Annotated in this window: 25 protein-coding genes; 12 read left to right on the top strand and 13 right to left on the bottom strand. The window is 54.4% G+C overall.

Annotated features, from left to right (window positions below; genetic code table 11):
* The first annotated feature begins 7 nt into the window (after positions 1-7).
* Both EL361_RS05780 and EL361_RS05775 read left to right on the top strand, forming a co-directional pair.
* The gene (locus tag EL361_RS05780) at positions 8-859 is read left to right on the top strand and encodes a 2-oxoacid:ferredoxin oxidoreductase subunit beta (protein WP_126377507.1); all 852 of its coding nucleotides are present in this window, start codon (positions 8-10) and stop codon (positions 857-859) included.
* A gap of 156 nt (positions 860-1,015) precedes the next feature.
* Positions 1,016-1,363, top strand: a complete 348-nt coding sequence (locus EL361_RS05775) for a DsrE family protein (protein WP_126377505.1) — start codon at positions 1,016-1,018, stop codon at positions 1,361-1,363.
* An 89-nt stretch (positions 1,364-1,452) separates the two neighbouring features.
* On the opposite strand, the gene glpX is transcribed toward EL361_RS05775, so the two are convergent.
* From glpX to EL361_RS05735, 8 genes are all read right to left on the bottom strand, one after another.
* Positions 1,453-2,436, bottom strand: coding sequence for a class II fructose-bisphosphatase (gene glpX / locus EL361_RS05770; protein WP_126377503.1), 984 nt, complete (start codon positions 2,434-2,436; stop codon positions 1,453-1,455).
* Between the two features lie 34 nt (positions 2,437-2,470).
* Positions 2,471-4,450 (bottom strand): transketolase, encoded by a 1,980-nt coding sequence (gene tkt / locus EL361_RS05765; RefSeq protein ID WP_232034888.1) that lies wholly within the window; start codon positions 4,448-4,450, stop codon positions 2,471-2,473.
* Between the two features lie 58 nt (positions 4,451-4,508).
* Positions 4,509-4,946: a ribose 5-phosphate isomerase B gene (gene rpiB, locus EL361_RS05760; RefSeq protein WP_126377501.1), complete on the bottom strand. Its 438-nt coding sequence runs from the start codon at positions 4,944-4,946 to the stop codon at positions 4,509-4,511.
* Between the two features lie 28 nt (positions 4,947-4,974).
* Positions 4,975-5,349 carry a hypothetical protein gene (locus tag EL361_RS05755; protein WP_126377499.1) on the bottom strand — a complete coding sequence of 125 codons (375 nt, stop codon included), beginning with the start codon at positions 5,347-5,349 and terminating at the stop codon, positions 4,975-4,977.
* 38 nt (positions 5,350-5,387) lie between these two features.
* Complete coding sequence (locus tag EL361_RS05750; RefSeq protein ID WP_126377497.1) at positions 5,388-6,194, bottom strand: hypothetical protein; 807 nt, start codon at positions 6,192-6,194, stop codon at positions 5,388-5,390.
* Positions 6,191-7,870, bottom strand: coding sequence for a tetratricopeptide repeat protein (locus EL361_RS05745; protein ID WP_126377495.1), 1,680 nt, complete (start codon positions 7,868-7,870; stop codon positions 6,191-6,193). Before EL361_RS05745 ends, EL361_RS05750 begins: the two co-directional genes overlap by 4 nt.
* A gap of 74 nt (positions 7,871-7,944) precedes the next feature.
* A complete protein-coding gene (locus EL361_RS05740; protein WP_126377493.1) occupies positions 7,945-8,700 on the bottom strand; it encodes an HD domain-containing protein in 756 nt (251 codons plus the stop codon).
* Positions 8,693-9,736: a sigma-70 family RNA polymerase sigma factor gene (locus EL361_RS05735; RefSeq protein ID WP_126377491.1), complete on the bottom strand. Its 1,044-nt coding sequence runs from the start codon at positions 9,734-9,736 to the stop codon at positions 8,693-8,695. Before EL361_RS05735 ends, EL361_RS05740 begins: the two co-directional genes overlap by 8 nt.
* A gap of 239 nt (positions 9,737-9,975) precedes the next feature.
* Here EL361_RS05735 and EL361_RS05730 point away from each other — a divergent pair, with 239 nt between their 5' ends.
* The 7 genes from EL361_RS05730 to EL361_RS05700 all read left to right on the top strand — a co-directional run bounded on the left by EL361_RS05730 (position 9,976) and on the right by EL361_RS05700 (position 16,894).
* On the top strand, positions 9,976-12,387 hold the full coding sequence (locus EL361_RS05730; protein ID WP_126377489.1) for a homocysteine S-methyltransferase family protein: 2,412 nt from the start codon (positions 9,976-9,978) through the stop codon (positions 12,385-12,387).
* Between the two features lie 28 nt (positions 12,388-12,415).
* Positions 12,416-12,910 carry a TlpA family protein disulfide reductase gene (locus EL361_RS05725; protein WP_126377487.1) on the top strand — a complete coding sequence of 165 codons (495 nt, stop codon included), beginning with the start codon at positions 12,416-12,418 and terminating at the stop codon, positions 12,908-12,910.
* Positions 12,911-13,375 (top strand): N-acetyltransferase, encoded by a 465-nt coding sequence (locus EL361_RS05720; RefSeq protein WP_126377485.1) that lies wholly within the window; start codon positions 12,911-12,913, stop codon positions 13,373-13,375.
* Positions 13,376-13,445: 70 nt separating this feature from the next.
* Positions 13,446-13,964, top strand: a complete 519-nt coding sequence (hpt, locus tag EL361_RS05715) for a hypoxanthine phosphoribosyltransferase (RefSeq protein WP_126377483.1) — start codon at positions 13,446-13,448, stop codon at positions 13,962-13,964.
* A 48-nt stretch (positions 13,965-14,012) separates the two neighbouring features.
* Complete coding sequence (locus EL361_RS05710) at positions 14,013-14,891, top strand: DUF3426 domain-containing protein (protein WP_126377482.1); 879 nt, start codon at positions 14,013-14,015, stop codon at positions 14,889-14,891.
* 258 nt (positions 14,892-15,149) lie between these two features.
* Positions 15,150-16,490 carry a DNA repair protein RadA gene (gene radA, locus EL361_RS05705; protein ID WP_232034887.1) on the top strand — a complete coding sequence of 447 codons (1,341 nt, stop codon included), beginning with the start codon at positions 15,150-15,152 and terminating at the stop codon, positions 16,488-16,490.
* 50 nt (positions 16,491-16,540) lie between these two features.
* Positions 16,541-16,894: a PH-like domain-containing protein gene (locus tag EL361_RS05700; RefSeq protein WP_126377480.1), complete on the top strand. Its 354-nt coding sequence runs from the start codon at positions 16,541-16,543 to the stop codon at positions 16,892-16,894.
* An 11-nt stretch (positions 16,895-16,905) separates the two neighbouring features.
* Here EL361_RS05700 and EL361_RS05695 read toward each other — a convergent pair whose 3' ends face one another.
* The 5 genes from EL361_RS05695 to EL361_RS05675 all read right to left on the bottom strand — a co-directional run bounded on the left by EL361_RS05695 (position 16,906) and on the right by EL361_RS05675 (position 21,016).
* Complete coding sequence (locus EL361_RS05695; RefSeq protein WP_126377478.1) at positions 16,906-17,472, bottom strand: hypothetical protein; 567 nt, start codon at positions 17,470-17,472, stop codon at positions 16,906-16,908.
* Entirely contained in the window at positions 17,462-18,298 is an 837-nt protein-coding gene (locus EL361_RS05690) for a hypothetical protein (protein ID WP_126377476.1), read from the bottom strand. The genes EL361_RS05695 and EL361_RS05690 overlap by 11 nt, the downstream gene beginning before the upstream one ends.
* A gap of 64 nt (positions 18,299-18,362) precedes the next feature.
* Positions 18,363-19,085: a TerC family protein gene (locus tag EL361_RS05685; protein WP_126377474.1), complete on the bottom strand. Its 723-nt coding sequence runs from the start codon at positions 19,083-19,085 to the stop codon at positions 18,363-18,365.
* A gap of 99 nt (positions 19,086-19,184) precedes the next feature.
* Positions 19,185-19,616, bottom strand: coding sequence for an ACT domain-containing protein (locus EL361_RS05680; protein WP_126377472.1), 432 nt, complete (start codon positions 19,614-19,616; stop codon positions 19,185-19,187).
* A 95-nt stretch (positions 19,617-19,711) separates the two neighbouring features.
* Complete coding sequence (locus tag EL361_RS05675) at positions 19,712-21,016, bottom strand: phenylacetate--CoA ligase family protein (RefSeq protein WP_126377470.1); 1,305 nt, start codon at positions 21,014-21,016, stop codon at positions 19,712-19,714.
* Between the two features lie 272 nt (positions 21,017-21,288).
* On the opposite strand from EL361_RS05675, the gene pgl reads away from it, so the two are divergent.
* The 3 genes from pgl (at position 21,289) to rsfS (ending at position 23,106) form a co-directional block, all read left to right on the top strand.
* Positions 21,289-22,005, top strand: coding sequence for a 6-phosphogluconolactonase (gene pgl / locus EL361_RS05670; RefSeq protein ID WP_172961646.1), 717 nt, complete (start codon positions 21,289-21,291; stop codon positions 22,003-22,005).
* A gap of 81 nt (positions 22,006-22,086) precedes the next feature.
* A complete protein-coding gene (locus EL361_RS05665; RefSeq protein WP_126377466.1) occupies positions 22,087-22,680 on the top strand; it encodes a nitroreductase family protein in 594 nt (197 codons plus the stop codon).
* Between the two features lie 12 nt (positions 22,681-22,692).
* Positions 22,693-23,106: a ribosome silencing factor gene (gene rsfS, locus EL361_RS05660; RefSeq protein WP_338031063.1), complete on the top strand. Its 414-nt coding sequence runs from the start codon at positions 22,693-22,695 to the stop codon at positions 23,104-23,106.
* Positions 23,107-23,140 lie beyond the last annotated feature (34 nt).

The raw sequence follows: 23,140 nt of genomic DNA, 5'->3' as shown, positions 1-23,140 counted from the left end.
GGCTCTCATGGTCAAGATCGAAGACTACGGTGAATTCACGACCTCCTGGTGCCCCGGGTGTGGAAATTTCGGTATCATGCAGGCCGTGCGCCAGGCATTGCTTGCTCAGGATATCGCCCCGCATCAGTTCGTCTACGTGTCCGGTATCGGGCAGGCGGCCAAGGCCCCTCATTATCTCAGATCGAACATGTTCAATGGCTTGCATGGACGGGCACTGCCCGTGGCTCAGGCCGTCCGGTTGTCCAATACGAACCTCCCTGTGCTCGTTTCCTCGGGCGATGGCTGTTCTTATGGCGAGGGCGGGAACCACTTCCTGGCTGCCGTGCGACGCAATGTGAATATGACTCTGCTGGCGCACAACAACCAGATTTATGGATTGACCAAAGGCCAGGCCAGCCCGACCACCATGACTGGGCAGGTCACCAAGACTCAGCCTTTGGGAGTGGCCGCCACCCCGTTCAATCCCGTTGCCGTCGCGGTCGCCATGAAGTGCAGCTTTGTGGCCCGGTCCTTCGCCGGTGATACGGAACATCTGGCCCAGATGATCGAATTGGCCATGCGCCATGAAGGATTTGCCTTGGTGGATATTCTGCAACCGTGCGTGTCTTTCAACAAGATCAATACCTATGCCTGGTATAAGGAACGCTGTGTGAATCTGCCTGACGATTACGATCCCACGGATTGGAGTGTCGCCATGCAGACAGCCGACAAGTTTGGAGACGAGATTCCCTTGGGGCTTATCTACAAGCAGGATCGTCCCTCCTATGAAACGCATATTCCGCAATTGGCAAATGGTCCGCTGGCTCAGGCCGCGACGGATTTTGATGCCTTGGATAGAGTGTTGGAGAAGTTCGTCTAGCATCTAATTATTTGTAACACTCAACTGTGAGCATTCCAGAGACTCTTAGAAGTTGTTGATTTATGGTGTGATCCCGCCCGCCCGGAGTTTCCGAGGCGGGCGGAGTTATCTGGACTGAATCCGAGTTTTTCGATCTGAAATAGCAAGAGGAATGTGATGAAAAAAGTTGCTTTGTTTGCTTTCAATGGAGAGTTGTTGTGCTTCGTGCACGTCATGCTCAACGCTTTGGACATGCAGGAGAAGGGCTACGATGTACGCCTTGTCTTTGAAGGGGCTTCAGTAAAGTTGATCCCTGAATTGGCGCAGACTGAGAACATGTTCCACAAGTTGTATCTGAAGCTCAAGGAGTCCGGCGTGGTCGAGGGCGCGTGCAAGGCCTGCTCGCATAAACTAGAGGTGGCCGACGCCGTGAAAGCCGAGGGAATTGCCATGATCGGCGAAATGATGGGCCATCCTGCCATCAGCGAATATATGGATCAGGGCTACGAAGTGATTACTTTCTAGCCTTGCTTTGACAGTCAAACGAAAAAGGCCCGCTTCCTTTCGGATGCGGGCCTTTGATTGTATGGATCGGCGTTGATGCCGCTCTTGGTCTAGTCGTACTTGACCGAGGAGAAGCGCATTACCCGCTCGAAGGCATGGTGGGCTTCCACAAAGCGGATACAGCCTGTTTTACCGCGCATGACCAGGGAGTGGGTGATCGCACCGTTACCGGTGTAGCGCACGCCACTCAGGAATGTGCCTCCTGAGATACCGGTGGCAACAAAGTACACGTCATCGGTCTTGACCAGGGTCTTAACGGTCAGGATGTCGCGGATGTCTTTGCCGGCGTCCATGAGTGCGCCTTCCTCGGCCTTGGAGCGCGGGTCCAGGCGGGCCAGCATCTCGCCGCCCATGGCGCGGATGGCGCAGGCCGAAAGCACACCTTCGGGAGTGCCGCCTGTTCCCATCATCACATCCACGTTGATACGGGGATCAACGGCCATCAGTGAACCGGCCACGTCGCCGTCTGTATGCAATTCGATACGGGCACCAGCTGCACGGATTTCTTCGATCAGCTTCTTGTGCCGGGGCTTGTCCAGCACGAAGACGACCAGGTCGTCCACGTCCTTGTCCAAAGCCTTGGCAATGCGGGTCAGGTTCTCCTTGACCGGGGCATCCAGGTGCACGACGTCCTTGGCGGCAGCGGGAACGACAAGCTTCTGCATATAGAAGCTCGGTCCGGGGTCGTACATCGCACCTGCAGGGGCCACGCCCACCACCGAGATGGCATTAGGGCGACCGAAAGCAAGCAGGTTAGTACCTTCCACGGGGTCCACGGCAACATCGACTTTGGGGCCGGTGCCGGTTCCAAGCTCTTCACCGTTGAAGAGCATGGGAGCCTCGTCCTTTTCGCCTTCGCCGATGATGACTTTGCCGCAAATATCCAAGGCGTTGAAGGACAGGCGCATGGCATCGACTGCAGCGCGATCGCCTTCTTCCTTGTTGCCCTTACCGAGCCAGCGCGCGGAGTTCAGAGCCGCGGCTTCAGTGACTCGGACCAGGTCCAGAGCCAGATTTCTTTCCGGTGCTTCCACAGGAATCTCTCCTAGGGTCTGCCGAGTGTAGCTGTTAACCGAGCTTCTCGTTAATGAGTGCGGCCAGCTTCTCGGGGGTGAAACCATATTCTTCTTCGAGCACCTTGCCGGGCGCGGATGCGCCGAAATGGGTCATCCCATGGATAAGACCATCGGTGCCGGTGTACTTGTACCAAAGTTCGGGGCGTCCCGCTTCCACGGCGACCTTGAAGGCACCGGCAGGAATGACGGAAGCACGATACTCCGCAGGCTGTTCGTCGAACAACTCCATGGAGGGTATGCTTACCACGCGGATGCGCTTGCCTTCAAGCAACTTGGCTGCCTTAATTCCCAAGGAGACTTCGGAACCGGAGGCCATGATCACGATTTCAGGCTCGCCGTCACAGTCCTGAAGCACATAGCCTCCCTTTTTGGGACCGTCGCCAACCTGAGCGGGGTCCAGTACCGGCAGACCCTGGCGGGTCAGCATCAGGCAGGTGGGGCGCTCGGGCTGTGTCAAAGCGATTTGCAGGCAAGCTGTGGTCTCGTAGGCGTCGGCCGGGCGCATGACCAGCATGTCCGGAATCAGACGCAGGGAACTGACGTGCTCAATGGGCTGGTGGGTTGGGCCGTCTTCGCCGACATAGAAGGAATCGTGCGTGAAGACATGCAGCACGGGCAGCTTCTGCAAGGCGCTCATGCGCAGGGCGTTGCGCTCATAGTCTGAGAAGACCAGGAACGTCGCGCCGAAGGGCACGATACCACCATGCAGGGCCATACCATTCAGGATGGCACCCATGGGGAATTCGCGAACGCCGAAGGACAGGTTGCGGCCCGAAGGATTGTCGGTGCCGAAGATGCCCACGGTGTCGCGGAATTTAACGGTTTGGTTGGACGGGTCGAGGTCAGCGGAACCTCCAACCAATAGCGGCAACTGGTGCATGATTTCGTTGAGAGCCGCGCCCCAGGCCTTGCGGGTAGCCACCATTTCACCGGGGGTGAACTCGGGCATTTCAAGGGTGAGATCTTCGCGGTTGGCCGTTACGGCATTCCACAGGGTCTCAAAGTCGCCGCCTTCGTCCAGTTTGGCAGCCAATTTGCGGCGCCACTTGCCAGCCTCGGCCTCGAGATGCCCGAAGCGGGAGCGGAAATGGGTCAGAACATCCTCAGGCACGTCAAAGTGCTTTTCGGGGTCCAGGCCCATTTTGGTTTTAGTGGCAGCAATTTCTTCGGGCGACAACGGCGCACCGTGAGTGTTGTGGTCGCCTTCCAGATTGGCGGAACCCTTGGCCATGACGGTCTTGCCGATGATCAGGGTCGGGCGTTCGGTCTCCAACTGGGCATTCATCACGGCCTTTCGGATCTGTTCGTGATCGTGACCATCAATGGTGATGACCTGCCAGCACATGGCCTCGAAGGCCTTGGCGTAGTCCATGCAATCGCAGCGGGATACGGGGCCAGCCAACTGGACGTCGTTGGAATCATAGAAAACGATCAGCTTGCCAAGTCCCCACAGGCCTGCCAGAGCAGCGGAACCCAGAGCAATAGGCTCCTGGATGTCACCGTCGGAAGCAAGCGCGTAGGTGAAGTGGCTGCAAAGTTCGTTGCCCAGTCTGTTGCGCAGCACTGATTCTGCCGTGGCCATACCTACAGACATGGCGAAACCCTGTCCCAGAGGCCCGGTAGTGGCCTCGACGCCGGGAGCCATATCGCATTCGGGGTGCCCTGGGGTGCGGCTACCGAACTGGCGGAAGGCTTTCAGGTCGTCGATCTCAAGCCATCCGCTCAGGTTCAGCAGAGCGTAAAGCAGAGAGGATTCGTGCCCTGCAGAGAGAACGAACCGGTCGCGGTTGAACCAGTCGGAGTTGTCAGGGTCAAAGTTGAGAAAGTCCTTGTAGAGCACATAGGCCATGTCAGCAGAGGACATGGGGCCGCCCGGATGACCGGAATTGGCTTTGCGCACGGTGTCCATGACAAGGCCTTTGATCACATTGACTGCCTTGGCGTCCATTTCAGGGTTGACCGCAGTTAGCATGGTGTCGTTCCTCGAAGTCTTTGAGATTTGTATGCAAGCGGGACGGTCCCGCTGGTGGTTAATCTAGTTCGATCAGGTCCACACGTCGTTGGTGGCGTCCGCCTTCGAACTCTGTATCCAGAAAAATGTCAAGGATCGAAAGCGCCGCACCAACGCCGGTAACACGCTCACCGACGCACAGGACGTTGCAATCGTTGTGTTTACGGGTCATTTCGCATTGGAAGGCATTGGCGCAGACAGCAGCTCGGATTCCTTCGTGACGGTTGGCTGCCATGGACATGCCGATGCCTGTGCCGCAGACCAGCACACCGTGGATGTTTTCATCCAGCACGGTCTTGCAAAGATCCTTGGCAATGGCCGGGTAATCACAACTGTCCGTGCTCATGGTGCCCACATCCACAGGCTCGAAGCCGCGCACGATCAGATGTTGCTTGAGGGTTTCCTTGAGCGCGTATCCTGCGTGGTCAGAGCCGAGTGCTACTTTAATCTTGGACATGATTGGTTCCTTTCGTGGTCGTGAGCCGTTAGTCTTCGTCGTTCAGTCCGAGTTCGCTTGTACGGCGTTGAATGTCCTGCTCACGGGAGGTGTCGATATCCTTACTCAGGAATTCCATTTCCTGTTCCAGGAATTCGATCTGGGACAAGATAATCCCGGCTTCGCCGTCTCTGGGCATGGCGGCTTTCTTGTCGCCTGAATCCATTCGTTGCCTGGCTAGTTTGCCGAGTAGGGCATATTCTTTTTCAAGGCGGCGGTTCATCTGTTTGATCTCATACCCGCGAACCATTTTGCTCACGGTCCATTTGAGTTCGTCAAACAGGACCTTCAGGCCGACCTTGAGATTGTCCAGAATTCCACCGCTCGGGGCGGTCTGGCTTTGGGTGTCAGTTTTGTCGGACATGTTCTCCTCGCTTGGCCTCAAGCAGGCCGAACATTTGTTCAGAGATCAAGGGGGGTGATCACGGTTCCTGGTGGTAGTTTCAGTACTAACGACTCATCAGGCCAAGGAGTGGAACGCCGTTCCAGCTGCTTGATCCGCAGGACCGCAGTAACGTCCTTGCCCAAGAGAATATTGATCTTTTCCGGCGCGGCTGTGGCATCTTCTCCATGTCGCGATAGCGTCATGGTCCAGTCTTTGCCGCTCAGACGCCCAGCGAATACCACCGGCTTGCCCTCTCCGTCCAGTGTCATGCTTGTGACCTGCGAATTGGGGGCAAAGAAATAGATCCAGCCTCCATCGGAAGTGGGCTCAGCCTGCATGAATTCTGAGGGGACAAGACCGTTGTAGCTTCCAATTGCCACTCCGACCAGTTCTCTGAGTGTAAATGGAAGATCGAGTCCAAGAGCACTCTGGCCATGCCTGGCATCTTGGCTTTCGTAAATGGTATTTTTTTCAGGGATGTATCCCCACCAACCCGAGTTGGTTTCACGGACCATGGCGAAGGTTGTTCCGAATCCTGCTGAGAGGTCCAGTCGCAGGGGGCGCATTGGACTGCCCCAGAGAGAAAGCGTGATCCTGTTCTGTCGGGTCCTGTCTGCATAGTGCAGGCTCGCCGAAATTTTGAGCCCTCGGAGTGACTGGTCTGCTGCGTCGCGACGCAGGGAAAAAGACTCCCATAGGTTGCTGGCAGGTGTCGTGGGTGGGGCTATTTGTTTGGGGCCGCAAGCTGTTGTCAGCAACAGCAGGCAGACCACCAGCAGCCCGTGTACGGGAACGCGAGTTCTGCGCAGCAAGAATGAAATCATAATTTTTCCAGCTTGGCGCGGGCGGACTTGTTGTCCGGATTCAGCTCAAGGCTGTTGCGGTAGCCTTCCTTTGCTTTTGCCGTCTTGCCCAGAGCGGCGGCAATGTCGCCATAATGTTCCCAGACGATGGGGTCATCGGCGACCCGTTCCACAGCCCGTCTGATTTCTTCCCAGGCTCGTGCGGATTCTCCACGACGGAAATACAACCATGCCAAGGAGTCGATAATATAGCCGCTGTCGGGCTCACGCTCCAAGGCGCGGGAGATGAGTACCATGGCTCGTTCCAGATCCCTGCTTTCGTCAGCCAGGACGTAGCCGACGTAGTTGAGGGCGTCGGCATGCTCGGGGTCCATGGTGATAATGCGTTCCATGGTTGCGAGGCCTTCATCGCGCAGATCCATCTTGTCCAGAACGATGCCCAGAGAATAGAGCAGGTCTGTATCCTTGGGCCAGCGGACAAGGGCACGTTCGAGTACCGTGCGGGCGCCGGGCAGGTCTTTCTGGCGTTGGGCCAGAGATGATTCCAGAAGCCAGTATTCACTTTGATCAGGATTGGCCTTTTGCTGATGCAGGATCAATTCCTGGGCTTCGGCAAAGCGGCCATTATCCATAAGCAGATGGATACGGAAACGCACCGCACGATGATAGTGCTGATTGGCGGCAGGAATTTTTGAGAGATATTCCAGGGCGGTTTCGGAGTTCTGGTCACCTTCGTAGGCCAGCACTGCAAGGTAGAACCAGATTTTTGGTGGGACGTCGCCATCTGTGGGAAGCGGGCTCAGGATGGCCCGTGCCTGGTCATAGAACTTTTCGTCCAGAAACAGGGTGGCTGCTTCAAGAGCGAAATCAATATCCCGCGGGCCTTGTCGGTAGAGTGAGAGTGCCTTGTCGGGATTGTTCAACTTGATGTTCAGGTTGATCAGACGCAGCCAAATCTCGCTGGCGTTTTCACCCATTTCGACCAAGCGGGTGTAGATTCCTTCGGCCGCCAGATAGTCTTTGTCCACCTCATAGAGATAGGCCAACTCGGCCCAGGCCTCGATGAATTCGGGGTCCATCTCCACGGCCTGCTTGAGCTTGGCGATGGCCTGTCGGTTCAGACCCAGGCCTGAGCTTGCTTTGGCCCAGTAGTAGAGAACTGGTGCATCACGCTTGTCCTCGGGGATTTGCTCCAGGGCATCCAGCGCCTCGGCGTGATGCTTGTCGTCCAAGTATATCAGAGCCAGATCGATGTAAGCCGTGGTGTCATCCGGGACACGCTGGAGGTAGGTCTTGATCGTGGTGATGGCGTCTTCATGACGTTTTTCTGAATAGTAGGTGTTGGCCAGGGTAACGGCCATGTCCCGAGAAGTCGGGTAGAGTTCTTCGCCACGTTTCAAGGTGGTCCGAGCTTTATCCATTCGACCCAGTCGCCAGTAGTAATTGGCTGCTTCGATATAGATCAGGGGCGAGGGAGCCAGCTCAAGGAGCTGTTCCATGGCTGTTAGGGCTTCGTCATCCCGACCGCCGCGACGTGCGTCTTCAAGGGCGAGGTAATAGTAGCTGGAGGCGGCAGTGGGCGTCATCTGCCAGACAGTTCGTTCCGGCCCGGGAGCGGGAGTGGACTGGGCGGCACAGCCTGCCATAATGGCTGCCAGGGCGAGAGCGCCGAGTGCGGCGAAGAGCGGTTTGTGCATCTGGATCCTCGGCTCCTGTGCTACGCCCCGAATGCTGTGGGGCGGGTTGGGCGATTGTGTTGCAGACTGTGGCGTTAGTCTTGGTCTTCTTGAATGACCTGAATGAGGCGTTCGTGGATGTCCCGCCCAAGGGACAGTCCCAGCTCAATAAATTGCGGGCCGAAGGTTTGGCCTACCGAAGTCCGGAATGTGGAAGCGACTTCCTCGATTTTCTTTACCCCGGAAGGGAATCGGTCAAGGATCTCCTGCACGGGGATATCATTGTAATCACACATTTCCCAAAGGGTTGTCGCGAAGTTATCCGGCCCCCAACGAAATTTGTCTGCATCGTAGAGCGCTTTCGACAACAGGAGGGCTTCGGGGTCTTCTGTTTGTTTGCGATTGCTGAATGCTTCGTGATCGGCAATGGCAAAAGCGATGCGCTCTTTGTCTTCCTTTTCAAGGGGATAATCCAGCAGAATGGTCTCGGATAATTCTGCCCCTCGGGCAGCATGGTCCTCCTCAAGACGGCAGATATCGTGCAGCAGACCAGCCATCTGCGCGAGCAGTGCCAGGTGCCTGGCTCTGGTCATGTTGCCGCCCTTCATCTCTACAAGGACAATGGCTCCGCCTTCAATGGCAACCTTCTTGGAATGATCGATGCCATGCCCGTAATCGTCGTACAGGAAGGGGATCACATCCTCACGCAGGCGATGGATGAGCGGGTGGTCGAAAAAAGAGGTTCGGGAGAAGTCCAGTTCAGGAGCACAAGCCTGGTAGAAACCGGGCATTTCCTGCTCTGCGACAAGGCTCTTGGCCTCCTGTTTCATGCGCAGCAGAGTCTTATTCATTGCGATTGATCCAGTCTTGTGAAAAGTCTTGAATTTGATCCGTGAGGTGCTTCTTGAGCTTCTGCAGAAGCCGGGCTTCGATCTGACGGACTCGCTCGCGGGTCACACCATACTTTTCACCGATTTCGCGCAGAGTCACGGGAGAATCGGATAAAAGCCTCAGTTCCAGAATATCCAGTTCTTTTTCGTTTAAATGGGGAGCGATGGACTTCAAATGTCCGTGCAGGGTCTCGGCAATTTCATCCTGCGCCAGAGTGTCTTCCACTCCGGGTTGCAGGGCGGGCAGGAAGTCCATGCGGGTTGCGCCTCCCTCCTCGCCCAGTGGCAGATTCAGAGACATATCCTGCCTGGAAAGGCGTTGATCCATCTCGATGACCACGTCCTCGGAGACGCCAAGGTTTTCGGCCAGGGTCGCACTGTTGGGGTCGAACCCCAGATTTTGCAGGCGTTGGCGTTCTTTGTTCAAGTTATAGAATAACTTGCGCTGGGCCTGAGTGGTTCCGATTTTGACCAGCCGCCAGTTATCCATAATGAACTTGAGGATATAAGCCTTGATCCAGAACGCGGCATAATAGGAAAACTTGATGCCCTTGTCCGGGTCGAATTTCTGCACTGCGCGCATCAGACCCACATTGCCTTCCTGGATCAGGTCGAGCACGTTCTGCATCCAGCGGCGTTGGAAGTCCATGGCAATCTTGACCACGAGCCTCAGGTGCGATGACACCAGCCGGAAAGCTGCGTCGGAGTCGCCTTCGTCGCGCACGCGGCGGGCCAGTTCGAATTCCTCTTCAGGTTTCAGCATGCTGAATTTTCCGATCTCGCGCAGATACATCTGCAACGGATCCTTGGGGACTACATCCGATCCGGTGCGAGGAGCGAGGACGAAGAGATCCTCGGGCTCGGGCAGATCGTCGATGCCTTCTTCAGCGATGGCTTCCAGCAGCAGATCGTCTTCCGGCGGGAGGACTTCCGGGGTCTCTGGATTCTCCTGTGGAGACTTGTCAGGCTTTGAGTTTGCGGAAGATTGTGTATTCATAAAGAGAGTCGAATATTTGTTTGAACGCGGCGCGTCGGAAGGCGCCACGAAAGGATTCAGGAGGGAAATATCCCTATTGATTCGTGTTTGGGTAAGCTCGCAGTCTATAGTTTTTGTTTGTCCTTTTCAATGTTTTTAAGTAATGAACACGGTCCCGGGAACGGGGGGAAAGCCCAAGCAGGACAAGGCTCCATGGCGCTCCCTGTGCTTGAATGATAACTCAGAATGGAGAATATACCGTGCCGGATTTCCAGCGTTTGCTGCAAGATGGTCGAGTCAGACTCTTTGATGGCGGCATGGGAACCATGCTTCAGGCCAGGGGGCTTCGCTCCGGTCAATCCCCCGAGGAATTCGGCTTGGCCAAGCCCGGAGTCGTGGAGGATATCCACCGCGAATACATTCAGGCCGGGGCTAGTGTTGTCACCACCAACACCTTCGGTGGGACGGGCCTCAAGCTGTGGGCCGATGCCGATGTTGTCGGTTTGAATCGCGAGATGGCTGCTGCGGCTCGTCGTGCTGCGGGAGATACGGCCTTTGTCGTGGGCAGTGTCGGCCCCACCGGGCACTTCGTCCAGCCCATGGGCGAGATGAGTTTCCGTGAGCTTGTGAGTTTTTTCAAGGCCCAGATCAAGGGGCTGGCCGAGGGCGGCGCGGATTTGATTTTTGTGGAGACACAGTTCGATCTGGCAGAGGCCAGGGCTGCCGTGATCGCCACACGCGAGGTGTGCGATCTGCCTGTGGGCGTGTCCATGACCTTCGAGCAGGGCTCCTGCCTGACGGGAACCAACCCCCTGACCTTTATCGATACCATGCAGAATCTCGGGGTTGATCTGTTGGGCACCAACTGCGGTGCTGGCCCCGAACAGATGCTGGAGACGGTCAAGGCCATGTTGCCACGGCTTTCCACACCGCTGGTCGTGCAGCCCAACGCGGGATTGCCGGAGCTGGACGGCGATGGCAACACCGTTTTCCGTTTGAATCCCGAGAATTTTGCCGAGCAGATCCTGCCCATCGTCGAACTGGGTGTGAAGTTTATTGGTGGTTGCTGCGGTACCACGCCGGATCATATCCGTTGCGCCAAAGCCGCCATAAACGGCAAGCCCTGGAGCCTGCCCAAGTCGCCTGAGGCCGAATGCTTGGTGGTGACTTCGCGCTCCATGTCCATGCCCGTCTCTCCCTTCAGGCGCAGCAAGATCATTGGCGAGCGTATTAATCCCACCGGCAAGAAGCTGCTGACCGAAGAGCTTCAGGCCGGGCAGTTCGGTGAGGCCATTCGTTTGGCTCAGGCCCAGGAATCAGCCGGTGCCCATATCCTTGACGTCAACGTGGGCGCGCCCATGGTGGAAGAGCAGATTCTGCTGCCGGAGTTGACCAAGCAGTTGACTTCGCGTGTCAAGGTGCCTTTGTGCCTGGATTCCACCAACCCGGATGCCATTCGAGCAGCTCTGGATGCCTATCCTGGTTCTGCTTTGGTGAACTCCATCAGTGGTGAGCCGGGCCGCATGCAGGCTTTGGGGCCGCTGTGCAAGCACTACGGCGCTCCGTTCATCATGCTTCCGCTGGAAGGCCGCAAGCTGCCCGTGACCGCTGCCGAGCGATTGGCTGTAATCGAGGGGCTGTTGCGCGAGGCCGACGATCTGGGCATTCCCCGACGTTTGATCCTTGTGGATGCGTTGGTGTTGACGGTTTCCTCCAAGCCGGAGGCAGCCAAGGCCTGTCTGGAAGTCATTCGTCATTGCCGTGATGAATGGGGACTGGCGACCACCTGCGGCTTGTCCAATATTTCTTTCGGCCTGCCGGCGCGTGAGTTGCTCAACAGTTCGTTCCTGGTGATGGGTATGGCGTCCGGCCTGTCCTCGTTTATCGCCAACCCAAGCTCCAACCGGCTGATGGAGTCCATTGCTTCCTCGGAGGTCCTTTTGAATCGCGACCCACAGGCCGAAGGCTTTGTGGCTGGATACGCGGATTGGAAGCCTGGTGAGGGTGGTTCTGCTACTGGCGGTTCTGGCAATGGGGGCGATAAGAAGCCCGTGACTGATCTGGGGCAAGCCGTGATCAAGGGCGCCAAGGACAGCATCGTTGCCATGCTTGATGCTGAATTGGACCAGGGCGCTGATCCTTTCGTACTGGTGAACGAGAAACTAATCCCGGCCATTACCGAGGTGGGTGAGAAGTACGAGCGAAAAGAGTATTTCCTGCCGCAACTGCTGCTGTCCGCAGAGACCATGCAGGTAGCCTTTGAGCGCCTGAAGCCACTTCTCGAGGCTGCAAGCGGTGCAACTGAACGAACCAAGATTATTATGGCCACGGTGGAAGGCGATATCCATGACATCGGCAAGAATATCGTGATTCTGATGCTCAGGAACAACGGCTTCGAGGTCATTGATATGGGCAAGGATGTTACCGCCAACAAGATTGTGGAAGCAGCCGAGCGCGAGGGAGCCGCCATCATCGGTCTTTCCGCCCTGATGACGACGACCATGATTCACATGGAAGATACCGTGAAGCTTGTGCGCGAGAAGGGGCTGAATGTGAAGGTTATGGTCGGCGGAGCCGTCGTGACCGAAGCCTACGCCGATTCCATCGGTGCGGATGGCTATTCCGAAGACGCCGTGAGCTGCGTCAAGCTGGCAAAGAGCCTGTTGCAATAACTCCCTTCCGGGTGGAGGCGAATCGACTGTGCATGCAAAAAGATTGATCCTGGCTTTGGCCCTGATTCTTGCCCTGAATATGGGAGTGGCATCGGCTTCAACCGACCCTCTGCAATCCATTGGGACCATGGGGACTTTGCGGACCATCGATGTGATGCGCGTCATGAAGCAGGCCCACGGCAAAGTCGTTGTCCTGACGTTTTGGGCCTCATGGTGTGCGCCGTGCCGGGCCGAAGTTCCGGAACTTAAGGAGTTGCGCGAGACCTTTGCCGAGAATGAGTTGCTCATTTTAGGACTGAACGTCGATAATGACATCAGTGAATACGCCAAGTTCGTGACCAAGGCCGGGTTCACCTATCCGGTGCGCAGGGTCGACGAAGGGGTACAGCGACTCTTCAAGGTGGAGTCGATTCCCCGCTTGTTGATTTATAACACCAAGGGCGGATTAGTGCTCGACCATGAGGGGATGGCTCCGGCTTCGGAATTGGAACGCGTGATCAACTCGCTACTGGCGGAGAAATAGATGGAATTGTATATCCGCAAGGCCCGGATGCAGGACGTGCGGGGTATTCATGCCCTGTTGATGAAATGCGCCGACAGGCAGGAATTGCTGCCTCGGTCTTTGAACGATTTGTATGGGAAGCTGCGCGACTTTGTCGTGTTGGCCTCGCGGGATGATGAGAAGGTCCACGGTTGTTGCGCCTTTGCCATTTGTTGGGAAGATATCGCTGAAATTCGATCTCTGGCCGTTGCTCCTGGGCTTCATGGGCAGGGGTGGGGAAAACGATTGGTGGAGACCAGCCTGTCCGAGGCCGTGATGTTTCGGGTCTACCGGGTCTTTACCTTGACGTATGTTCCTGGCTTTTTTGCCAAACTCGGTTTCAAGGAAGTTGGCAAGGAAGTGTTGCCCCAGAAGGTTTGGGCCGATTGCCTGAATTGCCCTAAGTTTCCTGAATGTGATGAAGTCGCGATGATACTGGAACTGTAAGATTATCCATCGGCCTTGATGTCATATGGATATCCTGTAATAATTAAAAAAGATAAAGGGTTGCCAAACCATGTCCGATAAAATGGTGGAAGTAATTTCAGCTGACGAAATCGCAGAGCGCGTTCAGCAGCTCGGTAAGGAAATCACCGAGCAGTATCAGGGCGAACCTCTGATCGTTGTCTGTGTACTCAAGGGTGCATTCCTGTTCTTTGCCGATTTGGTGCGCCATATCGATTTGCCCCTGGAGCTGGAGTTTGTCCGGCTGGCAAGCTACGGCCAGGGCACGGATAGTGGTGAGTTGGTCTTTTCCAAGGACCTGGAGACCAGCATCCAGGGCAAGAATGTGCTGATCGTCGAAGATATCGTGGACAGCGGCAAATCCATGGATTTCCTGCTCCGTACCTTTGATGAGCGCAAGCCCAAGAGTCTGCGGCTGGCAGCTCTTGTGGACAAATCCGAGCGTCGGAAAGTTGAACTGCATGTTGACTTTCCCGGTTTTCCGCTCCAGAAAGGGTTCATCGTCGGCTATGGTATGGACTTCGCGGAACGTTACCGCGAGCTGAGCGGCATTTTTGAAATTGTCGATTAATCCGACTCATGACCGGCCGTCGGGCCGGAAGGACAACGCGAGACGTCTATGATCGTCGAATGTTCCAACTGCCATAGTACGTTCAATCTGCCTGACGAGTTGATCCCGTCCGAGGGGCGCAAGGTCAAATGCTCTGTCTGCGATAATGTTTTCGACGTCGCTCCCGAGGGTGCTGGTGAGCCTGAAGAGGATTTCACGACTGCCCCTTTTGATGCCGACGAAGATGTGTCGGACGAAGATCTGGGCAGCGCGTTGGATGACGCTTTTTCTGATGACGAATCAGACGACGAAGAACCTGAAGACAGCGATGATGATGGCGCTGGAGGTCTTGGGTTCGACCTGGATGTAGCTCCCAAGAAATCAAAGAAGGATCTCGGGGGCAAAGGCAAACTCATCGGGATGATTGCCGCTGGCGTGTTGTTATTGTTGTTACTGGCCGGCGGGGGGCTCTATTTTTTCGCTCCAGGCGTTATTGGAATGGCCCCTGAAGAGCAGGAGACCCAGGCCGAAGATCCCATGCTCATGGCCGAGCAAGTCAAGAATATCTATCTTGAAGGCATTCGCCAATACTACGTGGATAACGATAAGACCGGTCGGGTTTTTGTGGTTGAGGGCAAGGCCGTTAACCAGTTCGACAAGCCCAAGGAACTCATCGAGGTCGAAGCCAATCTCTATGATGCCTCGGACGCGGTGCTCGATTCCGTCCGGCTGAAGTGCGGCAACACACTGTCTTTGTTCCAGTTGCAGGTTTTGTCCCGCGATGAAATCGAAGCCGCCTTGAGTGACGAGGCTGGCATTGGGGCCAACAATGTGAATCTGCAAAACGGGCAGCAGGTGCCGTTTATGATCGTGTTTTTTGATCCTGCGGACACGGTGGCTGAGTTCAACGTCAGTGTTGTGGCTGCTCAGGACGTCACCGGCCTGTAAGGCTGTTGAAAAAGCACGTTTGCGGCGGCATCACAGTCAAATCAAGTCCTCACTTACGCCATGTAAGCACCTGCCTTGGTTGGCCTCGCAGTTGTGAAAAATATGAGTCGGCTTTGCCGCCTGTGTGTTCCCAATAACCAGCTGTTTTTGAGGCATTCGCAAAAGAATTTCGGTTAATCGATTCAGATATTGATCTTTACAAGACCGCCTGAGACAATCGGAGCGGTCTTTTTTTGTCAGTTATTGAGGGGAGTACTCGTGAAATCCAAGATTATGCATGTCTGTTCGGCTTGTGGAAGCTCCACGCACCAATGGCAGGGCCAGTGCCCACGCTGCGGCGAATGGAATACTCTGTCTGAGCAGGCCAAACCCAAAATTTCCGGCACTCGCAAGGCCAAGCCCGGAATCCCTGCCTCCGCCACTGCAACCAATCGCCCGGAGCCCTTGCAGGACGTGACCTTCGAGCGGACTATGACGTATTCTTGCGGGTTGGAGGCTCTGGATGAGATCTTGGGCAAGGGCTTGGTTCCGGGGGCTGTGATCCTGCTGGCTGGCGAACCGGGCATCGGAAAGTCCACATTGCTTTTACAGATGGTTGGCGAATTGGCGCGCACGGGGCGACGGGCTGTTTATGTTTCGGCTGAGGAATCGCTGCCACAGATCAAGGGGAGAGCCGAACGCCTGGGCCTGCTGTCCCCGGATTTGCTGGCCATGGCGACAACCCGCGCCGAGGATGCCCTTTCCGCTTTGGAAACCGACACGCCTGATCTGATGATCGTGGACTCCGTGCAGACCATGGCCTCGGATGAGGTGGATGGTTTGCCGGGGAGTGTTTCGCAGGTCCGCGCCGTGTCCACGGCATTGGTGGAGTCCGCCAAACGCCGGGGGACGACCTTGGTTCTGGTGGGGCACGTGACCAAGGACGGGCAGATTGCCGGACCTAAACTTTTGGAACACATGGTGGATACGGTTCTGTCTCTGGAAGGTGACCGCAAGCATCTGTTCCGCGTTCTACGGGTCATGAAGAACCGTTTTGGTCCGGCGCATGAACTGCTGCTGTTTCAGATGACAGGTGACGGCATGGAAGTGGTCACAGATCCCTCCACGTTCTTTTTGGGAGATCGTAATCCCGAGTTGTCGGGGACGGCTCTGTGCATGGCTGTGTCCGGGCATCGGGCTTATGCCGTGGAGGTTCAGGCCCTGGTCAGTCAATCCGTATTGGCCATTCCCCGCCGTACGGCTTTGGGCTTCGATGCCAACCGCTTGCATCTGCTGCTGGCCGTGGTGGAAAAGAAGCTGCGTCTCAATCTGTCTGCGGTGGATATCTACACTAAGATTGGCGGCGGGATGAAGTTGGGCGATCCGGGATTGGATGCCGGAATCATCGCTGCGGTGCTGTCGTCGTTCTATGATCGTCCGCTGCCGGAAAAGGCCGTGGTCTGGGGCGAGGTGGATTTGAATGGACAGGTACGCCCCGTGACCAGCCAGGATATTCGACTGCGACAGGCCAAGCAACTGGGCTATAAGCCCATCCTGCATCCTGTTGACGTCAAGACCATCGCCGATCTTCAGTCCCGGTTGTTTGGCGGCAGGAAGTAAGCCCTGACACACCAGAGAACTGGGGAGAGTGAACCACTGAGGAGGGTGCCATGTTGAGTGGCAAGGGAAGTTATCTGGGCACGGAGATGGACTTCAAATGGTACCGGCGGTACCGCGCCGATGGCTATTTTGTGCGTGGCTCGGGTGAGTGGTGGTTCACAGAGGATGCCTTCTGCTTCAAGCGCAAACTGCTGGCGACGCCAATGGAGATTCCGTTTGCCTCAATCGTGAATGTACGCACGGGAACATGGCACGCAGGAAAGTGGGTGATTCGTCCCGTGGTCGTCAAGCTGGATTGGCATTTGGATGGCCGCCAGCTTTGCTCAGGGTTTGTGTTTGCCAAAACGCATGAAGGAACTCGGCAGATGGCGGCGCATATTGAGGCCCTGTCGTGTCGGCACTAGTAAGGGTTGGCTTATTGTTTCTTGATTGTTTCTTTAGGGGGGGACTTTTCTTTTTTCATTTCTTCTTTGATTCTTCTAATCATTGGGAAGGCGTGGGCCTCTACAATTGAAAGAGATGACATTATAACATCTTTCATTGCAGATAAAGATAGTAGCGTGAAGAATGAAACTGTAAAGAACAGTATGTTCAATTTATCTATGCTTGGTATTGGGTTTCGAAGGTGTGGAATGTCAGCATTGATCCATATTTTTACAATAAATATAGCTAAAAATGATGTGAACATTATTAGAAAGTCATTTTTCAGTGAGCTTAGAAAATCACTGTAAATTACATTTTCTCCACCATTTGTTACAACTTCTTTTATAAAATCTTTTTGTGTTATTACGCCAATTATTATTGCAAGAGAAGTTGTTGTTATACCAAGGAATGCTCCTGAAAATGTTAATGAAATATTGATTATTGATGCGATTTCATTTTTAGGTGTAACGTATGTTATAAGAGTTGCAAATATAAAAAAGGGAATAATGTCCCTCGAAAATACGAATGAGAATATTTTTTTTATTTGTTTACAGCTCATTTTCTTCTTCAAAAATTATTTTATCAAGTATGCTTTGAGCAAAAAAATTACTTGCGCCTTCAACGCTTGTCTTTGTGTATCGATCAGAGCTTTTTTGAGTTCCGTGATTGTTTTTTATCTTCCAGATACCACCTGTTTGTTCAGTTGTCCGTACTTTTGCATTTAGTATTTCATCTTCTTCGTTGATCTTTAGATTGCCATCTTTGTTTTCTAAAGTTTCTGAGATGTTTGTGACGTTATATCTTTCTTTTTGTTCGGTGAGGTATGCGCGAACTTCTTTGTCTGTTCTTCCTGCAATATTTGGTGATATCAAATTAAATTCAATGTTATATATTTTTTCTGACTCTTTAATTATTTCCCAGAATCGGCCTTTAAGAGGCATTATCTTTACATTAACAGAATAATATCCCCTAAGTAATTTTGTAAAAATATTTTCTAATATTTTTGAAAAAGCTCCGATATCTATTCCAATTTTATATTTAATATTAGTTTGTATATATATTATTTGTCTTTTTTGTGACCATAGAAATAATATATTTGGATAATCATCAATTTGTACTTCTTCAAGATGTTTACCGTCGTCATCTGTTATGAATTTAGACTTATGGACTGCAATTTTTCCACCTTGTAACGTTTTGTCATCTATCTCGAGATCTCTAAATAAAACTTTGATAGATTTATTACGGTGGGTTATTCTAAAATCTCTTTTATCTAGTATTTCTTTTTCAATTAGTTCAATAGGGGGTACTTCTTTGGATGAAATTGGAGGCTTTAACAAGTTTGGATAAATAGAAATAGTACAAGAAAAAAATTGAATATTTCTCATTGTGACCCTGCATAGCTTTAAGTTGAGAAAAACAGGTGTCTTTTAAATGTTTATCTAATTAAAATCAATTGGACTTTGCCGCCCGTCGTTTTTTGACTGTCAGATTGAGTGCCTCCACGAACAGCGAAAAGCCCATCGCGAAGTAGATGTAGCCTCGGTCAATATGCTTGCCCAGCCCCTCGGCTACCAGGAATATCCCCACCAGGAGCAGGAAAGAGAATGCCAGCATCTGGATGGTGGGGTGGGCCGATACGAAACGCCCCACAGGCCCGGCAAAGAGTAGCATCACGCCCACGGCTGTGACGATGGCTGCCACCATGACCCCGATGTGCTCGGCCATGCCCACTGCCGTAATGACGGAATCAATGGAAAAGATGGTGTCCAGCAACAGGATCTGGACAATGGCTGAGCCGATGCCGGTCACGGTTCGGCCTTCACCTTTGATATGCCCGTCGCTTTCCAGCTTGTCATGAATCTCGAATGTTGCCTTGCCCAACAGGAACAGCCCACCCACCAGTAAGACTAGATCACGCCCCGAGAATTCGTGTTTGAATATGGCAAAAAGCGGGTCGGAGAGGCGCATGATCCAGCTGATGGCGAAAAGCAGTACGATGCGGCTGACCATTGCCACCACAAGTCCCATGTTTCGAGCCTTGGCGCGTACAGTTTCTGGCAGCCTGTTGGTGATGACCACGATGAAGACGATGTTGTCGATACCCAGTACGATTTCCAGGCTGGAAAGAGTCAGGAAGGCAATCAGATTCTCGATGCTGAACAAGGCGTCCATATGTCCCTCGTGGTCTTCGGGTGACGGAGTTTGAGCAATAAAAAAGGCCGAATCCTGAGGATTCGGCCTTGAGTAGTACCTTGTATCGTCTGGTGACGTCTACATCTTGTAGAGTTCGGCCCCGGGAACGATGGTGAAGTCGGCTTCACTCAGAAGCTTGATGGCCTGGTCTGTGCGGTCAAAGCGGAAGATCATGATGGCATTCTTGCCGCTCTGCTGCACGAAGGCGTACATGTATTCCACGTTAACACTGTTTTCGGAGAGCATCCCAAGGATGGAATGCAGGCCACCGGGAGTGTCCGGGACCTCAACAGCCACAACGGTGGTGCGGCCTACGGTAAAGCCGTTTTCCTTGAGCACGGCCTTGGCCTTGTCAAAGTCGGAAACGATCAGGCGCAGAATGCCGAAGTCCGAAGTGTCGGCCAGGGACAGGGCTCTGATGTTGACGCCGGATTCGGCCAGTACACGGGTGACTTCACCCAAGCGACCGGCACGGTTCTCCAGAAAGATGGAAATTTGATCGACCTTCATATCGTTGATCTCCTCTCTGTATGAAACTGTCTCTCGCGGATTCTCTTATTAGATACCTGAGTCGCGCCCGTGGCGCAACCCGTTGGGATAACCTATTATTTGATCTCACGCTTGTCGATGATTCGCTGCGCTTTGCCCACGCTACGCTCGATGCCCATGGGTTCCACCAGGGTTACCTTGGTGGTCACACCCAGGAATTCCTTGATGTTTCTCTGGATCTTCTTTTCTACGGCCTGCATGGCCTTGATCTCGTCCGAGAAGAAACGTTCGTCCACTTCCACGCGGACTTCCATGGTGTCCATGTTGCCATGGCGTTCGATGATCAGCTGGTAATGAGGGGCAGTTCCTTCGGTTTCCAGCAGGATGGATTCGATCTGCGAGGGGAAGACGTTGACGCCGCGGATGATGAGCATGTCGTCGCTACGTCCGGTGACTCGTTCCATGCGGACATGGGTGCGGCCGCATTTGCAGGGCACGTAGTTCAGGCGCGTGATGTCGCGGGTACGGTAACGGATCAGAGGTTGGGCTTCCTTGGTCAGGGTGGTGATGACCAGCTCACCCTTTTCACCCGGAGGCAGTACTTCACCAGTCTCGGGATCGATGATCTCGGGCAGGAAATGATCCTCGAATATGTGCAACCCGTCCTGGGCTTCGTGGCAGCCGATGCCCACTCCCGGTCCCATGATCTCGGACAGGCCGTAGATGTCGATGGTGGTGATGCCAGCCCGTTTTTCGATGTCGCGTTTCATCTCCTCGGACCAGGGCTCGGCACCGAAGATTCCGACGCGCAGGGGCAGGGATTTGAAATCGATGCCGGCGGCTTCGGCGGCTTCAATGAGCACCAGCATGTACGAGGGGGTGCAGCAGATGACTGATGGGGCAAAATCGCGAAGCAGCAGTACCTGACGGCGGGTGCCGCCGCCGGAGATGGGAACGATGGTTGCGCCCAGTTCCTCGGCGCCGTAGTGCACGCCCAGGCCGCCAGTGAACAGGCCGTAGCCATAGGCGTTATGAACGGTGTCCAGGCTGGAGGCACCGGCAGACATGAAGGAGCGGGCCATGAGTCCGGCCCAGTTCTTGATATCTCGCTTGGTGTATCCCACCACTGTGGCTTTGCCGGTGGTGCCGGATGAAGCGTGGATGCGGACCACGTTTTCCTTGGGTACGGCAAACATGCCAAAGGGATAATTGTCGCGCAGGTCCTGCTTTTCGGTAAAGGGCAGATTCTTTAAGTCGTCGAGACTCTTGACGTCGCTGGGGAGTATGCCCATTTCGTTGAGTTTCTTCTTGTAGAAGGGGACGTTGTGGTAAACCCGCTCGACAAGCGATTTCAGTCGGGTCAGCTGGAGTTTTTCCAGGTCCTCGCGCGGGAGGGTCTCGTGCTCGACATCGTAAATCATGCCACTCTCCTGTGTACCTTTGGGCGTGTTGTTGGCAAGTGGGGCAGCAGCCCCGGGGAAATCGTCGTATCCGACTTTTTTGCTGCTAGCCGGATACCTTGCACGCAGGGGGGGCACGCGTCAAGTCCAGGCGTGGCAGAGGGTTGTTCTTGCTACCTGGAATTGTGGGGGATACCGGCTCAATTCCGGCCTTGCTTTTCGCTGTGGCGAAGGTACATTCAACCTGCATCGCCGATGGCCGTATGCCAACCAGGAACAGGAGCTACACACGGATGAATATTATTGAATTTGATGACATGGAATCCATGAGTGCTCACGCGGCAGATATGGCGCGTGAAATTGCTGTGGCTGCTGTAGCTGAACGCGGCGCATTCACTCTGGCCCTGTCTGGAGGGAGCACCCCCCGTCAGACTTACGAAATGCTGGCCGATGCCGGAGACATCCCCTGGGATAAGGGGCATATCTTTTTTTCCGACGAACGCTGCGTGAAGCCTGATCATGAGCACAGCAATTATCGTATGGCCAACGAAGCTTTGTTATCAAAGATCGATATTCCACCTTTGCAGGTGCATCGCATCAAGGCCGCTGGCTTTACTCCGGGATTGGACGCCGGAGGTTACGAGGTCGAGGTGTTCAACACCTTCAAGTTCAACAAGCTTGATGAAGATGGAGAATGCCCCTTTGACCTGATGTTTCTTGGGATGGGGGAAGATGGCCATACGGCGTCGTTGTTCCCCGGTGGTGACTCCATGCTTGCCAGACGTCAACTGGTGATGGCCATCGACCCCGTGGGGTATCCCAAGCTCAGACGTATCTCCATGACGTTGCCGCTGATCAACATGGCGCGTAATGTGGTAATTATGATATCAGGGGCGAAGAAGCGCGCTTTGCTCAGCAAGATCGAGCGCGATCTTGAGGCCGCTCAAGGGCGTTATCCGGTAGCTCTGGTGGAGCCTCGCGGAACCCTGACGTGGCTGGCTGCAAAATAGTTGTCGTACGGGTTGATTGCAGGCCCTGATAAAATACTCTAAGGAAGTACGCGCCCGGTGTGGGGCGGGGAGGCCGGATTCATGAATTTTACTGAACTCGCTTTCAACAACCGAACTTTCCGTCGATTCGACCCGTCCGTGCCAATTGGCATGGAAACTCTGGAAGATCTGCTTGAGACGGCCCGGTATACGGCCTCGGCCATGAACAAGCAGCCGCTCAGACATGTCCTTGTGACTGAGCCCGGGAAATGTGCCGAGGTGTTCGCGGGGCTGGCCTGGGCAGGATATCTGAAGGATTGGCCAGGGCCGGAAGAAGGGCAGAGACCCACTGGTTATGTGGTCATCTGCCATGAGGGCGAACCCGGCCCCTGGAGCAAGGTTGATCTGGGTATTGTGGCTCAGACCATCATGCTGGGAGCCGTGGAAAAGGGGTTTGGTGGCTGCATGCTGGGCGCTCTGAAGAAGGACGTCATTGGCAAGGCTCTGAACCTGCCGGAAGAATTGGAGATTATGCTTGTCCTGGCTCTTGGACGACCTGCCGAGACCGTGGTGGTCGAGGATCTGGAGCCTGGGGAAGATTTCAAATATTGGCGCGAGGATGACGACACCCATCACGTGCCCAAACGTACTAAAGATGAATTGATCGTCGCCAAGTATCCGGCGGCGGATGAATAGAGAGGGATTATTTTGGACAACAAACAGAAATTGCAGAATCTCGGTCCCAATACCGAGGACAAGATGCGGATCGTGGCCCGTTGGCTGCACGAGAAGCAAGGCAAAGACATCAAGGCCCTGAACGTCGAGGGCATCTGCTCCATCACCGAGGGTGTGGTTTTGGCTACCGCCAACAACCTTCGTCATGGTCAGGCTCTGGCAGACTTCGTTCTTGATATGTGCGACGAAAACAAGATCCCCTTCAGCGGGATGGAAGGCTACAAGACCGGCACATGGCTGCTTGTGGACCTGAACGACGTACTCGTACATATCTTCCAAGGGGAGTCCCGTGGCTTCTACAACCTTGAAGGGCTGTGGTCCGAGGCTCCGGAGCTGGAGCTGGATTTGCCCGAGGATGAAGACGACGAAGACGATTTCGACGACTAGATTGGGCTTGGCCCAACCGAATCATCTACCCCGA

It is taken from the genome of Desulfovibrio ferrophilus, from assembly GCF_003966735.1.
GTDB classification, from domain to species: domain Bacteria; phylum Desulfobacterota; class Desulfovibrionia; order Desulfovibrionales; family Desulfovibrionaceae; genus Desulfovibrio_Q; species Desulfovibrio_Q ferrophilus.
This window is presented reverse-complemented; position numbering and strand designations above follow the sequence as displayed.

Bases quoted from the DNA above. Each gene is read 5' to 3' on its own strand.
- EL361_RS05685 (WP_126377474.1), bottom strand. From the start codon at position 19,085: ATGGACGCCTTGTTCAGCATCGAGAATCTGATTGCCTTCCTGACTCTT.
- EL361_RS05710 (WP_126377482.1), top strand. From the start codon at position 14,013: ATGATCGTCGAATGTTCCAACTGCCATAGTACGTTCAATCTGCCTGAC.
- tkt (WP_232034888.1), bottom strand. From the start codon at position 4,450: ATGCTAACTGCGGTCAACCCTGAAATGGACGCCAAGGCAGTCAATGTG.
- EL361_RS05680 (WP_126377472.1), bottom strand. From the start codon at position 19,616: ATGAAGGTCGATCAAATTTCCATCTTTCTGGAGAACCGTGCCGGTCGC.
- EL361_RS05745 (WP_126377495.1), bottom strand. From the start codon at position 7,870: ATGCACAAACCGCTCTTCGCCGCACTCGGCGCTCTCGCCCTGGCAGCC.
- EL361_RS05780 (WP_126377507.1), top strand. From the start codon at position 8: ATGGTCAAGATCGAAGACTACGGTGAATTCACGACCTCCTGGTGCCCC.
- EL361_RS05750 (WP_126377497.1), bottom strand. From the start codon at position 6,194: ATGATTTCATTCTTGCTGCGCAGAACTCGCGTTCCCGTACACGGGCTG.
- EL361_RS05755 (WP_126377499.1), bottom strand. From the start codon at position 5,349: ATGTCCGACAAAACTGACACCCAAAGCCAGACCGCCCCGAGCGGTGGA.
- EL361_RS05775 (WP_126377505.1), top strand. From the start codon at position 1,016: ATGAAAAAAGTTGCTTTGTTTGCTTTCAATGGAGAGTTGTTGTGCTTC.
- EL361_RS05740 (WP_126377493.1), bottom strand. From the start codon at position 8,700: ATGAATAAGACTCTGCTGCGCATGAAACAGGAGGCCAAGAGCCTTGTC.
- hpt (WP_126377483.1), top strand. From the start codon at position 13,446: ATGTCCGATAAAATGGTGGAAGTAATTTCAGCTGACGAAATCGCAGAG.
- EL361_RS05700 (WP_126377480.1), top strand. From the start codon at position 16,541: ATGTTGAGTGGCAAGGGAAGTTATCTGGGCACGGAGATGGACTTCAAA.
- EL361_RS05690 (WP_126377476.1), bottom strand. From the start codon at position 18,298: ATGAGAAATATTCAATTTTTTTCTTGTACTATTTCTATTTATCCAAAC.
- pgl (WP_172961646.1), top strand. From the start codon at position 21,289: ATGAATATTATTGAATTTGATGACATGGAATCCATGAGTGCTCACGCG.
- EL361_RS05735 (WP_126377491.1), bottom strand. From the start codon at position 9,736: ATGAATACACAATCTTCCGCAAACTCAAAGCCTGACAAGTCTCCACAG.
- EL361_RS05665 (WP_126377466.1), top strand. From the start codon at position 22,087: ATGAATTTTACTGAACTCGCTTTCAACAACCGAACTTTCCGTCGATTC.
- rpiB (WP_126377501.1), bottom strand. From the start codon at position 4,946: ATGTCCAAGATTAAAGTAGCACTCGGCTCTGACCACGCAGGATACGCG.
- EL361_RS05720 (WP_126377485.1), top strand. From the start codon at position 12,911: ATGGAATTGTATATCCGCAAGGCCCGGATGCAGGACGTGCGGGGTATT.
- EL361_RS05695 (WP_126377478.1), bottom strand. From the start codon at position 17,472: ATGAGCTGTAAACAAATAAAAAAAATATTCTCATTCGTATTTTCGAGG.
- EL361_RS05675 (WP_126377470.1), bottom strand. From the start codon at position 21,016: ATGATTTACGATGTCGAGCACGAGACCCTCCCGCGCGAGGACCTGGAA.